At 50.5% G+C, this 12,449-nt stretch carries 9 protein-coding genes; 5 read left to right on the top strand and 4 right to left on the bottom strand.

All coding sequences use genetic code 11. The annotated features are described in order from the left end of the window. The first annotated feature begins 27 nt into the window (after window positions 1–27). Together H6F86_RS12335 and H6F86_RS12330 are read left to right on the top strand one after the other, a co-directional pair. Window positions 28–1,440 carry a 16S rRNA (cytosine(967)-C(5))-methyltransferase gene (locus H6F86_RS12335; protein ID WP_190448904.1) on the top strand — a complete coding sequence of 471 codons (1,413 nt, stop codon included), beginning with the start codon at window positions 28–30 and terminating at the stop codon, window positions 1,438–1,440. An 87-nt stretch (window positions 1,441–1,527) separates the two neighbouring features. Next, the gene (locus tag H6F86_RS12330) at window positions 1,528–1,953 is read left to right on the top strand and encodes a TerB family tellurite resistance protein (RefSeq protein ID WP_190448903.1); all 426 of its coding nucleotides are present in this window, start codon (window positions 1,528–1,530) and stop codon (window positions 1,951–1,953) included. A gap of 113 nt (window positions 1,954–2,066) precedes the next feature. Here H6F86_RS12330 and H6F86_RS12325 read toward each other — a convergent pair whose 3' ends face one another. Beyond that, window positions 2,067–2,273, bottom strand: coding sequence for a hypothetical protein (locus H6F86_RS12325; RefSeq protein WP_190448902.1), 207 nt, complete (start codon window positions 2,271–2,273; stop codon window positions 2,067–2,069). 304 nt (window positions 2,274–2,577) lie between these two features. Between H6F86_RS12325 and H6F86_RS12320 the strand changes: the two genes are divergently transcribed. Both H6F86_RS12320 and rimM read left to right on the top strand, forming a co-directional pair. Further along, on the top strand, window positions 2,578–3,876 hold the full coding sequence (locus H6F86_RS12320) for a valine--pyruvate transaminase (RefSeq protein ID WP_190448901.1): 1,299 nt from the start codon (window positions 2,578–2,580) through the stop codon (window positions 3,874–3,876). A gap of 164 nt (window positions 3,877–4,040) precedes the next feature. After that, window positions 4,041–4,559, top strand: a complete 519-nt coding sequence (gene rimM, locus H6F86_RS12315; RefSeq protein ID WP_347240282.1) for a ribosome maturation factor RimM — start codon at window positions 4,041–4,043, stop codon at window positions 4,557–4,559. Window positions 4,560–4,637: 78 nt separating this feature from the next. Here rimM and H6F86_RS12310 read toward each other — a convergent pair whose 3' ends face one another. Both H6F86_RS12310 and H6F86_RS12305 read right to left on the bottom strand, forming a co-directional pair. Continuing rightward, window positions 4,638–5,312 (bottom strand): HAD hydrolase-like protein, encoded by a 675-nt coding sequence (locus tag H6F86_RS12310; protein WP_190448899.1) that lies wholly within the window; start codon window positions 5,310–5,312, stop codon window positions 4,638–4,640. A gap of 326 nt (window positions 5,313–5,638) precedes the next feature. Next, a complete protein-coding gene (locus H6F86_RS12305) occupies window positions 5,639–7,459 on the bottom strand; it encodes an ABC transporter ATP-binding protein (RefSeq protein ID WP_190448898.1) in 1,821 nt (606 codons plus the stop codon). Window positions 7,460–7,836: 377 nt separating this feature from the next. On the opposite strand from H6F86_RS12305, the gene H6F86_RS12300 reads away from it, so the two are divergent. Further along, on the top strand, window positions 7,837–11,556 hold the full coding sequence (locus H6F86_RS12300; protein ID WP_190448897.1) for a glycerophosphodiester phosphodiesterase family protein: 3,720 nt from the start codon (window positions 7,837–7,839) through the stop codon (window positions 11,554–11,556). Between the two features lie 83 nt (window positions 11,557–11,639). On the opposite strand, the gene H6F86_RS12295 is transcribed toward H6F86_RS12300, so the two are convergent. Next, window positions 11,640–12,344 carry a CADD family putative folate metabolism protein gene (locus tag H6F86_RS12295; RefSeq protein WP_190448896.1) on the bottom strand — a complete coding sequence of 235 codons (705 nt, stop codon included), beginning with the start codon at window positions 12,342–12,344 and terminating at the stop codon, window positions 11,640–11,642. Between the last annotated feature and the right edge of the window lie 105 nt (window positions 12,345–12,449).

Raw genomic sequence — 12,449 nt, 5'->3', positions numbered from 1 at the left:
CTAGGAACGGCGTTTTAAACCACGATTGTGACCCAAAATCCTCGTCAGTTGGCTTTTTTGGCACTGCGATCGGTGCATCAGGGAGCTTTTGCCGACGTGGCGCTGGACAAAACGCTGCGGCAGGCAAAGCTCACTAATCTTCTCGATCGTCGCTTGCTGACCGAGCTAGTGTATGGCAGCGTTCGCAGGCAGCGGACGTTAGATGCGCTCATTGACCAACTGGCGAAAAAGCCTGCCCATCAGCAACCGGATGATCTCCGCACCATCCTCCATTTGGGACTCTACCAACTGCGCTTTTTGAATCAAATTCCAGCCTCTGCTGCGGTGAATACAACCGTTGATCTGGCGAAGCAAAACGGCTTTGCTGGGTTAACAGGCTTTGTGAATGGTTTGTTGCGGCAGTATGTTCGTTTGAAGGAGGCAGAGGGAGCGGAGGGAGCAGGGGCGACAGAGGGAGTGGGGGAAGCAAGGCAAGACTCCTCTCTCCTCTCTCCTCTCTCCTCTCTCCTCACCTCGCCTTCCCCCATCACCCGCCTTGGCATTCAACACAGTTATCCCGATTGGATGGTGGCACTTTGGCTGGAGCAGTTGGGGGTAGAAGCAACGGAGCAACTGTGTCAATGGATGAACCAGCCGCCCCATATTGATTTGAGGGTGAATACACTTAAGGCTTCGGTTGAAACGGTCGAGTCGGCAATGCAGACCGCAGGCGTTGCAGTAAGCCGTATTCCACACCTTCCAGAGGCGTTGCGCTTACCCGAAGCCGCAGGGGCAATTCATCAGCTACCAGGCTTTGACGAGGGCTGGTGGATTGTGCAGGACAGTAGCGCTCAGTTAGTAGGTTATCTAGTCGATCCGCAGCCTGAAGACGTAGTTGTGGATGCGTGTGCAGCACCGGGCGGCAAAACCATGCATCTAGCAGAGTTAATGCACGATCGCGGTACGGTGTGGGCGTGTGATCGTGCTGCCTCTCGGTTAAGAAAGCTTAAGCAAAATGTCGATCGTCTGGGTTTGCAATCGATTCAACTGTGTGAGGGCGACAGCCGCAACCTGCCGCAGTTTATAGGGCAATGCGATCGTGTGCTGGTTGATGCTCCTTGCTCTGGCTTGGGCACACTCCATCGCCATGCTGATGCTCGCTGGCGACAAACGCCTGAAACTGTGCAGCAACTGACGCAATTACAAACAGAACTGTTGGATCAGGCAGCGTTATGGGTTAAGCCTGCTGGCAGTTTGGTTTATGCTACTTGCACCCTACATCCGGCAGAAAATGAGGCAATCGTGCAGAGCTTTCTGGCTCGTCATCCTGACTGGGTGAGCGAGCCACCGCAACCGCATACGCCACCGGCGGCATTCGTCACTTCAGACGGATGGATTAAGATTTGGTCGCAGGAACACGATATGGATGGCTTTTTTATGGCGCGCTTGAAGAAGCGTTAAGTAACGGTGGGTATGGGTAGGGTGCAGGGTGTAGGGTGTAGGAAGCCTGCTCAGGTTGCTTGGCTCATTTACCTTTGTACCAGACCTATGACAACAGATCCTAAGGTTACAACGCTGCTAAAAATTCTCATTGGTGTCGCCTGGATTGATGGTCAAATTCAACCAGAAGAACGCGAGTATCTGCACCGCATTGCTGAAGAAAAGGGGTTAGAAAACGAGCCAGAGCTTCAACCGTTGCTCCACGAATTTAGACCTGTAAAAGCAGCAGAATGCTATAGCTGGGTGAATGAATATCTGGGTAATCAGCCGACCTCAGAAGCTTGCCAGCAGCTTATCGAGGCTATTAGTGGACTGATTTATAGTGATGGCACCGTAGATACCAGCGAGGCAAAACTGCTAACTGATCTCCAACTTTTAGATACATCACACCCGCCCTCTGAATCAGTGAAAAATTCAGTGCTTACAGCGATTCGTAATATTTACCAACGCTGGGTAGCTACTCTAAATGCATAAGTGATGTTATTTCATAGACATTTTTTGTTTTAGCGATCAGCTTCAAAGCTAGAGCTAACCGCTGACGGTTGAGAAGGCTCTCAACCGTTGTCCTTATCGATCGCCCAAAAACCTTACAACCCAGGAGTTTCCTCTTTCTTTACTTCAGGTACTGCATCAGGACGATCCTTGCCTTCCCAGCCAGGTGGACGCTTGGAGTTATACCAGGCGATCGAACCGATCGAAACGGCTGCAATAAACCCAACAACATAAACCAACGTAAACGAAACTGGAAACTGCATACCCGTGCTTGCAGCATCCGCAACCATTAATATATTCATCAGCAACACTCCATATTATTTTGAAATTCTACAGCTAAGGATAGAACTGTGGATCAGTCAACACATCTTCCACAGGGTTAGTTCTTGCCATCGGCTATCAGATAGAGTTTGGCAAGTTCAATTGAGCTGTGAACATTAGTCAGACAGGCTTTAGGGCTAGTGCTTGCTGCTTGAAGGACAGACTGAACACAATAAGCAAATCAATGGCAACGGTCATCTACTTGGTAAAGTGTGTGAACAATTGAGTAGCATTGGTGAACGTTAGAAAGACGCTTTACAATCCCCACACTTTGCAATTTTTACTATGAAGCCTGCCCTGACTCAACTTGGCAACCAAATGACCCGCCTGACTGGTGTGCGGGCAATTATGAAAGATATTGCTGAAACGTTGCGATCGGGCGCAGGACAGGACTTTATCAATTTAAGCGCAGGCAATCCGCTGATTTTGCCCGAAGTTGAACAACTCTGGCGCGATTGCACTGCCGACCTGTTGGCGAGCGCTGAGTATGGTGATGTAGTGTGTCGTTATGGTGCAAGTCAGGGCTACCAACCTCTGATTGATGCCATTGTGCAGGATTTTAATCGGCGCTATGGGTTGCAGTTGACCGAGCGCAACGTGCTGATTACACCTGGTAGCCAGAGCCTTTATTTTTACGCTACTAATGCGTTCGGCGGCTATACCGAAAGCGGCACCTTAAAAAAAGTTGTTTTGCCTCTGAGTCCCGACTACACAGGCTATGGTGGCGTAGCGCTCGCTCCAGATTCACTGTTTGCCTACAAGCCGTCCTTAGATATTGATACGGCTGCCCATCGCTTTAAGTATCGCCCCAACTTTAGCCAGTTGACGATCGCAGAAGATACAGGCTGTGTCCTTTTCTCTCGACCCTGTAACCCAACTGGTAACGTCCTTACCGATGACGAAGTGCAGAAAATTGCAGCCTTGGCGGCTCCTCATCATGTGCCTGTCCTGATTGATTCTGCCTATGCACCACCATTTCCGGCGCTCAACTTTACCGAGATGACTCCGCTGTTTGGCGAAAACATTCTGCACTGTATGAGCCTTTCCAAGGCGGGGCTTCCCGGCGAGCGCATTGGTATTGCGATCGGTAACGAACAACTCATTCAAGTGCTGGAATGCTTCCAGACCAATATGTGCATCCATTCACCTCGCTATGGACAGGCGATCGCCGCTCGTGCCATCAACTCTGGCGCGTTGGCAGACATCGCGGCTCAGGTGATTCGTCCCTTCTATCAGAAGAAAGTTGCGATCGTTGAAACAACGCTTGATCAGGCAATGCCTTCTGTGCCCTGGTTCTTACATCGCGGCGAAGGTGCTATTTTCACCTGGCTGTGGCTCAAAGATTTGCCTATCACTGACTGGGAGTTTTACCAAGAGCTAAAGCAGGTTGGCGTGATTGTTGTTCCTGGCAGTTCCTTCTTTCCGGGGCTGCATGAAGATTGGGAGCATACTCGTCAGTGCGTTCGCATTAGCCTGACTGGTAGCGATCAGGAGCTTGAAATAGCGATGCAGCGTTTAGCAGCAGTGGTCGAACGTGTGTATCAACAGTCCATAATCGGTAAGCAAGCAGTGGTGGCATCGTGAGCGATCGCAATTTAGAACGTAAAGAACCTGTAGCACCAGACAGCACCAGACAAAAGGCAAAAACTAAAAGTAAAAAGGCAGAAGGCAAACGGCAAAAGGCAGAAGGGCGAGCACAAAAGACAGATGCACTTCAACCTTCACTCCTACCTCCTCACTTCCTCCCCATCGGCAAAGTTGTGGCGGCGCAGGGCATGAAGGGCGAAGTGCGCGTCTACCCAGAATCGGATTTTCCAGAGCGCTTTTTAATACCAGGAACGCGCTGGCTCCAGCGATCGCCGTCCACAGCACCAGAACCGATTGAGTTGGTGCGGGGACGCTACCTGGATGGTAAAGGGCTGTACGTAGTGCAATTTGCCGGGGTGACTGATCGCGACCAAGCTGAAGCCTTGCGAGATGGTCAACTGTTTGTACCAGAGGGCGATCGTCCCCCTTTAGAAGAAGGTGAATTTCACATACTCGATTTGATTGGGCTAGCAGTGTTCGATCAAGCTACACAAGTACTCATTGGCACCGTGAGCAGCATCATTCAGGCAGGCAACACCCTTTTAGAAGTGCAACGCAATGCAGCAGAAGCAACGAAGCAACCCACTGTGTTGATTCCCTTTGTGGAGGCGATCGTGCCGCTTGTCGATTTACAGCAGCGCCGCATTGAAATCACACCACCACCCGGATTGATTGAGTAGAGCGGCAGCGCTTTGACATTAAATCTCAATAGCACGGGATCTTTTCGTACTTAAGTGCTCTGTTGACGATCGTCGTTGCTATGAGAAGTTAGTTGCCGTCACTAGCTCTGCGGGGTCAGCGATCAGAAAATCGGGTTCTTGTGCTCCTAACACCTTGCAGGAGTTGAAGCCCCAACAAACCGCAATGACTTTAATGCCTATTTTGCGGGCGGCTTCAACATCTCTAGTTTCGTCTCCGACATAAATAGCGGTGGCAGGATCAATTCGGTTATGGCGCAGAATTTTTTGAATAATTCTGCCTTTGCCAAAGAGCGTCAAACCAGAATCGACGAAATCAAAGACTTCTCTCATGTCTTGAGCCGCCAAAAAAGCGATGACATTCTGCCTAGAGTTAGACGTAACAATACCCAGATGATGCCCCTGCCGTTTTAGTTCTAGCAACGCCTCTTTAATGCCAGCAATTGGTTGAAGTCCAGCAATTTCCTGGTTAAGTTCAAAGCGTAGCCGCCGCAATAAAAAGGGTAGTTTAACGAATGGCACGTTCGATCGCCTGAGAATTTCTTGAGAACTTAAATTCTTCAAAGCATCTACGTCTTCTAACGGTGTGATTGGAAAACCAAACTCATCTGCCAATCGGTTGCTGATGGCAAACACAGTGTCAAAAGAATCAGCGATCGTGCCATCAAAGTCAAAAATAACTGTCTTCGCAGTGTGATTTGGCACTAGCGGCAGGGATTGCTCTAAAGTCTGCATGTTTTATGAAAGTGAGTGCTAAAAGTGAATCGAAGGATAGAGAACGGAAAAACAGTGAGCGATGATGTCTTTTTAATTAATACCTTTTTGATTTGATGTCTTTTGGATTATGACGGTCTGCAATAGACAATAGCGTACCCATAAGCTGCTTTTTACAAACTTATGTCATGCCATCTTTAGCAATCGCTAACGTCAAGGAACGCGATCGTAACGTCTCGACCAACTTAGGATCATCAGTCTGACGATTCAGGGTTTGCTACACGAATCACTCCTTTCACTCCTCCACAAGAACGATGGTTTACATTGCTAAAACGTGCTGTTGCACCTCACGTTTCCAACATTTGTAATTGATATAAGCTGGCGTAAAGTCCACCCTGACTGAGTAACTCGTCGTGGTTGCCGGATTCGACAAGCTGACCGCGCTTGAGGACGAGAATACGATCGCAGTTGCGAATTGTAGACAAACGGTGAGCAATGATAATTGCCGTGCGGTTTTTTAGTAAATGATCAAGCGCATCTTGAATCAGTGCCTCGGTGCCTACATCCAGACTAGCAGTTGCTTCGTCCAGTACGAGAATGCGCGGTTCGCGGATAGCCGCACGGGCAAACGCTAACAGTTGTTTTTGTCCACCTGAAAGATTAGTGCCGCGTTCGCGTAGAGGGGTATCGTAACCTTGCGGTAGCTGCTCAATCAGGGCAGAAACGTTTGTGCGTTCAGCCGCAGATTGAATGGCTGCAAAGGGGTATGTTTCGCCCAGGGTAATGTTGCTCTTAACATCGCCTGCGAACACAAAGCCATCTTGCAGAATCACGCCCATGTGACGGCGTAGTTCCGTTTGTGGCAGATCGCGGACGTTCACCCCGTCTACCAAAATGCAGCCTTCGGTGGCTTCATATAAACGGCTGAGTAGACGAATGATGGAGCTTTTGCCTGCGCCTGTGGGTCCGACGAGCGCTACTTTTTCACCGGGATGAATCGTGAAGTTAAGGTCGCGCAGGACATAATCGCCTTCCTTATAAGCAAACGAAACGTGCTCAAAGCGAATTTCGCCAGTGGTGGCTTCGGGGCTGCTGTCTAGCGTTTTGGGGTGTTCGGGGTCACGAATGTCGATCGGCTCATTGAAGATATCGCTGACTCGTTCCACTGCTGTAAAGCCTGCCTGAATCGCAGTGAACTTTTCGGCGAACTGACGCAGCGGATCGAAGAGGCGTTGGGCAAAGAGGATGAACGTTGAGAGTTGTCCGAGGTTAAGGGTTTCTCTTAGAATCAGGTTGCCACCTAGCCACAGCACGGCGGCGATCGCTGCTAGCGAGATCCATTCCAGCGTGGCGGAGATTGCCGAATCGTGAAAGATGGTCTTGTCAACTTCTTTGATGTAGCGCTTGTTAATCGTGCGAAACAAGTCAGCGTTGAAGGCTTCGCGGCGAAAAAGCTGCACGACATTAATACCGACAATGTTTTCTTGTAGGGTCGAGTTGAGTATCGATAGTTCTTCGCGCGCTTTGTAGTTGGCTTTGCGATACTGCTGCTGAAAGTAAATAATTAGCGCCGTGGCGGGAACCAACATGGCTGTGAGCAAGAGCGCCAACTGCCACTGCAAAAGAAACATGGCGATCGCAATCACAATGATCGAAAAGAAATCGCCCAGAATGCCGATCGCACCGGTGGAAAAGACATCGCCTAACGCTTCTACATCGCTAGTAAGGCGGGTAATTAACCGTCCGACGGGCGTGCGATCAAAAAAGCGCATTGCTAACGACGTAACGTGGTGAAACAAATCTTGCCGAATATCTGCCGTGATGCGCTGCCCCATCTTTTGCACAAGGAATCCCTGCCGCGAATCAAAGATGGTTCGCAACACCAGTGTCAAGAGCAGCAACCCTGCCAGCGTATTGATGCCATCTGTCAGAGGCATCTGCCGCAGAAACGTCCAGCCCGTTGGCTCTTGCCGAATAAGGGAAATAGCTTCGCCAATGAGGATGGGCTGCATCGCTCCCGCGATCGCCGTCGGCACTAGGAGCGCAAATGACCATGCCAGCAACCGCTTATCGCGTAACCCGTACTCTGCCAAACGCATAAACAAGCGCCAGTCTGTCTCTCGCACGCGGCGATCGGGCTTCGTTTGGGGTGCGATCGAGCCAGTCATAGGAAGAGCCAGTTAAAAGGACGAGTTGAAAGAAACGTGTCTTCCAACTGTAGCGTAGTCAATTTTACTCGTACCAGGTAACGGATGCTACGCCTACATTTGCCACAAGAATTAGTCAAGTCTTTTAAGCAATAGTTCATCAAATCTAAACATTAATAATTCAGTAGAATTACTGGCTTGTTAACAGTGCGTTAGACCTGTCTTAACGTCTCTGTGGGATTTATGGAGGGTGGTAGGCATCTACCTCCCCTTCTGTAAATGGATGAAGGCAGTTTAGCCATCAATGGCGGAAGGGGTGACACGAAGAACCTTTTACCTTCGTTTTGTTAGCGCGTCTACGATTCCGCACATCTACCTTCATCACATCTAAACGAACTATGGCAGACGTAACACTCAAAGGTTTTGCATCGCTTCCAGCCGATACGTTTGCTGAGGGACCTCCAGCGGGTAAGGGCATTGCTGCTAATGGGCGCATAGGTCCTTTTCCTGGTCAGCCAGTACAGGGCTTTAGCGGTGTGCAGTTTGCCGATGAAAACCGCTTCTGGTTTCTGTCAGATAACGGCTTTGGTGCCAAGAACAACAGCGCTGATTTTCTGTTGAGAATCTATCAGGTAGACCCCAGCTTGCAGGGCGCAGAACCTTCTGGTAATGGCAGCGTGGCGGTTAGAAACTTCATTCAACTGCGCGACCCAGATAACAAAATTCCGTTTGAAATTACGAACCCTACGGGCGATCGCTTCCTCACAGGCGCAGATTTTGACGTTGAATCCTTCGTGATTGCCAAAGACGGCACGATCTGGGTGGGCGAAGAATTTGGACCCTTTTTGCTGCACTTCGACGCAACAGGCAAACTGCTGGATGCACCTATCGCCACGCCAAATCTAGTCAACCTCAACACCCTGGACGGCAAGCCCCCGATCGTCATTGGTCATCGCGGTGCCAGCAGTGAACTGCCAGAGCATACGTTGGAAGCCTACAAACTGGCGATCGAGCGTGGTGCCGACTTCATTGAACCCGACCTCGTTTCTACCAAAGATGGCGTGTTGATTGCTCGCCACGAACCCATTTTGGGTGGCACGACTGATGTTGCCAGCCGTCCAGAGTTTGTCGATCGCAAGCGCAGTGGCACTATTGACGGTGTACTCTACGAAAACGAATTTTTTGCCTCTGACTTCACCCTGGCAGAGATCAAAGCCCTGCGGGCAATCATGCCTCAAGGCTTCCGCACTCAGGCATTCAATGGTGTCTTTGAGATTCCTACGCTGCAAGAAGTGATTGAGCTGGTGCAGCAAGTCGAGAAGGATACGGGCAAAAAGATCGGCATCTACCCCGAAACCAAACACCCTACTTATCACGATAGTTTAGGCCTTTCCCTGGAAGAGCCATTGCTCACAACGCTAGAGCAAACAGGCTTCACCGACTCCAGCCGCGTCTACATCCAGTCGTTTGAAGTCTCAAACCTGAAGGAACTGAACACCAAGACCGACATTCCTCTGGTGCAATTGCTGGATGCCTATGATGTGGACTACAACACAGGTGAACTGCTGTATCAGGATGTCAATGCACGTCCCTACGATTTTGCAGTGGCAGGCGATACTCGCACCTACGGCGATTTGCAAACCTCCGCAGGCTTGGCAGAAATTGCCACCTATGCAGATGGCATTGGTCCCTGGAAGCGGATGATTGTATCGCTCAAGAATGTGGATGCTAACAAGGATGGGCAACCAGACGACCTAAATAACGATGGCACGATTAATGATGCCGATCGCGTCACTCTGGCTCCCAGTAGCCTCGTGACCGATGCCCATAGCGCTGGGTTATTGGTGCATCCCTACACGTTTAGGAACGAAGGGCGCTTTCTAGCTTCCGACTATCAGGGCAATCCAGCGAAAGAGTTTGAGCAATTCATCAACCTGGGTGTGGACGGCTACTTCACTGATTTCCCTGGTACAGGTGATTTAGTGCGCGATCAAATTACCAGCCCCTTTGTCCGATCGCCCCAAAATCCTGATGTTCTCGCTACTACCGAGTTCAACACATTGGATGGTAAACAACCGATCGTGATTGGGCATCGCGGCGCAAGTGGCGACCGGCCCGAACACACACTGGCGGCTTACAAAAAAGCGATCGCTGATGGTGCTGACTTTATCGAACCCGATTTAGTAGTTACCAAAGACGGCATTCTCATCGCCCGTCACGAGCCAATGTTAGCCGTGTTGAATGCGAATGGCACTCTCAACACCACCGACACCAGCACCGATATTTACCTGCGTCCTGAGTTCGCCGATCGCAAAGCCACTAAGGTTTTAGATGGCAATACAGTGACAGGCTGGTTTGCCGAAGACTTCACCCTGGCAGAAATCAAAACGCTGAACGCGATCGAGCGCATTCCAGCTATTCGCGGTACAGCCTTCAACAACGATGGGCTAAAAGTACCGACCCTGGATGAAGTGATCGACCTTGTGCAGCAAGTCGAAGCGGAAATCGGACGCAAAATTGGCATCTATCCCGAAACTAAGCACCCCACCTTCTTTACGGCGCAGGGCTTCAACACCAGCCAGTTACTTGTGGATACGCTGGTAGCGCAGAACTTCACCGATCCATCACGGATCTACATTCAATCTTTTGAAGTCGCTAACCTGAAGGCATTGAACACAACGATTCTGCCAAACGCAGGCATTGACATCCCCCTGGTGCAACTGTTTGGCGGTTCTGGTCGCCCCTATGATTTTGTCGTGAGTGGCGATACACGCACCTACACCGACCTCTCGACCCCAACCGGACTGGCAGATATTGCCACCTACGCGCAGGGCATTGGTCCCAATAAGCAACGAATTGTGCCGCTAGCCACCGTCGATCGCAACAACGATGGTCGTCCCGATGACCTGAATGGCGATGGGGCAATAAGCGATGGCGATCGCATCACAGGCACTCCCACCTCGCTTGTCACCGATGCTCATGCGGCTGGCTTGCTGGTGCATCCCTACACCTTCCGCAACGAGAGCTTCTTCCTGCCCGACAGTTACAACGGCGATCCGTTAGCGGAATTCAAGCAATTCATTGAGTTGGGCGTAGACGGCTACTTTACCGACTTCCCCGGCACAGGCGAAGATGCCCGCAGCACCTTCATCACCCCACCAGCAGTCGCTAACCTTGGTCGCTCCCAAGGGTTTGAAGGCTTGGCAATCAGTCCTGACAAGTCTACGCTATACCCCTTATTGGAAGGCACGGTCGTCGGTGATCCGGCAGGCTCACTGCGGATTTACGAGTTTGACGTGGCAACCAAACAATACGAAGGCTTAGTCGGCTACTACAAGCTGGAAAATCCCGCGAATGCGATCGGCGATATCACCGTTGTCAACAACAACGAATACCTGATCATCGAGCGTGATAACAACCAGGCAGGTGCCGCCCAGTTCAAGAAGATCTTTAAGGTCGATTTTTCTCAGCAGGATGCCAACGGGTTTGTTGCCAAAACGGAAATTGCCAACTTGTTGGACATCAAAGACCCTGATGATCTCAACAAGGACGGTAGCACCAGTTTCAACTTCCCGTTCCAGACCATTGAAGATGTGTTGGTGCTTGATGCCAAGACCATTCTGGTAGCGAATGACAACAATTATCCGTTCTCAGTTGGTCGTCCGCCCGCGATCGACAACAACGAAATTATCGTCCTGCAACTGGAGCAACCCCTCAAGCTCGACCCACGCGTGGGTGTGGCAGGGTTAAATGTCAGATCCTATGAAGGCACCGAGGAGAACGATCGCCTGCGGGGAACGAAACGCAATGACTACATCGAAGGTGGTGCAGGCAATGATTTTCTAAGCGGCGTCAAAGGCAACAACTTCCTCGTTGGCGGTGAAGGACGAGATCTTTTCGTACTCGCGAAGGGTGGTACACAAACGATTGCCGACTTTGAGAACGGCACAGATCTCATTGCGCTGCCAGCGGGCTTGGGCTTTAACAGGCTCTCGATTCTGCAAGGCACTGAACTGAATGCTAATGACACACTGATCAAACGTCAGGGTGCAACGTTGGCAGTACTGTCGGATGTGCAGGCAAACAGTCTCACCGCCAGCAACTTCATCTCGATCTAAACGATCGAGTAACAAAAAAGTGAGGCAGAGCGTAAATTCTCTGTCCCACTTTTTTATCATCAAAGCGACGGAAATGAACTGGCTTACGCTGCTACAGGCTCAGGCATGATGTCCTGGCAGTAGGTTTCGTACACGCCATCTAGGAATTGCCAGAGCGCATCGGCGGCTTTTTCAGCTACTTTCAGTGCTTCAGCTTGCTTTTCAGGTGTATCGGCGTACTGCTCAATGAGCTTCTGTGAGGTCGCGGTGTGCCACACATCCGCCTGCTGATGCACCGTGAAAAACTGATAGTCGTCAGGGTTAGTCATGCCGTAGAACTGTTTGAGTCCATCCACTTTGACGGCTGCAATGTCAGGAATTTGAGACTCGTAGGCATAGAGTGCTGCCAAGCCTGCGTAGAAGGGCGAAGTCAGGCAAAGCTGACGGAAGGTGTCTACCAAGTTTGTCGTCGTTGCCAGGGCAGACGTTGCTGCTAGGTCAGCTTCCGTTGCACCAAGGGCTTCCGCAAACCGCTTCCACAAGGCGGGATGGTTAGTTTCGCCACGCTCTTCTTCAATCAGGTTTTCGAGAATTTCTTGGCGAACGGCAATTGCGTTGTCAAAAGAGGGCGTGTTGAAATGCACTGCACTCAAATAGGTCGGAAACGCCAGCACATTCTGAAAATACTGGATCGCGTAATGCTTCAGGTGTGTGCGAGTGAGCTTGCCTTCTGTCCAAGCGATGTAAAAGGGATGGGTCAAAAGATGCTTGCGATCGACGATCGACTTCAGGTCTTCACAAAATGCCATATAGCTTCCACCAGCTAGAATATGACTGGAGTTTACCTCACTCAGCCGCCATTTTGAGCCATCCAAACACCTGATTCGCGGTTACTAAGAGTTGTGTTGGCAATC

Origin of the sequence: Phormidium sp. FACHB-592, from assembly GCF_014695795.1 — a bacterium.
In the GTDB taxonomy this organism is placed as follows: domain Bacteria; phylum Cyanobacteriota; class Cyanobacteriia; order Leptolyngbyales; family Leptolyngbyaceae; genus Stenomitos.
The sequence above is the reverse complement of the archived record's forward strand: the minus strand, read 5'-3'. Positions and strand labels throughout refer to the sequence as shown.

Coding starts and splice junctions, on each gene's coding strand:
- H6F86_RS12330 (WP_190448903.1), top strand. CDS start 1,528: ATGACAACAGATCCTAAGGTTACAACGCTGCTAAAAATTCTCATTGGT.
- H6F86_RS12325 (WP_190448902.1), bottom strand. CDS start 2,273: ATGAATATATTAATGGTTGCGGATGCTGCAAGCACGGGTATGCAGTTT.
- H6F86_RS12320 (WP_190448901.1), top strand. CDS start 2,578: ATGAAGCCTGCCCTGACTCAACTTGGCAACCAAATGACCCGCCTGACT.
- H6F86_RS12310 (WP_190448899.1), bottom strand. CDS start 5,312: ATGCAGACTTTAGAGCAATCCCTGCCGCTAGTGCCAAATCACACTGCG.
- H6F86_RS12305 (WP_190448898.1), bottom strand. CDS start 7,459: ATGACTGGCTCGATCGCACCCCAAACGAAGCCCGATCGCCGCGTGCGA.
- H6F86_RS12300 (WP_190448897.1), top strand. CDS start 7,837: ATGGCAGACGTAACACTCAAAGGTTTTGCATCGCTTCCAGCCGATACG.
- H6F86_RS12295 (WP_190448896.1), bottom strand. CDS start 12,344: ATGGCATTTTGTGAAGACCTGAAGTCGATCGTCGATCGCAAGCATCTT.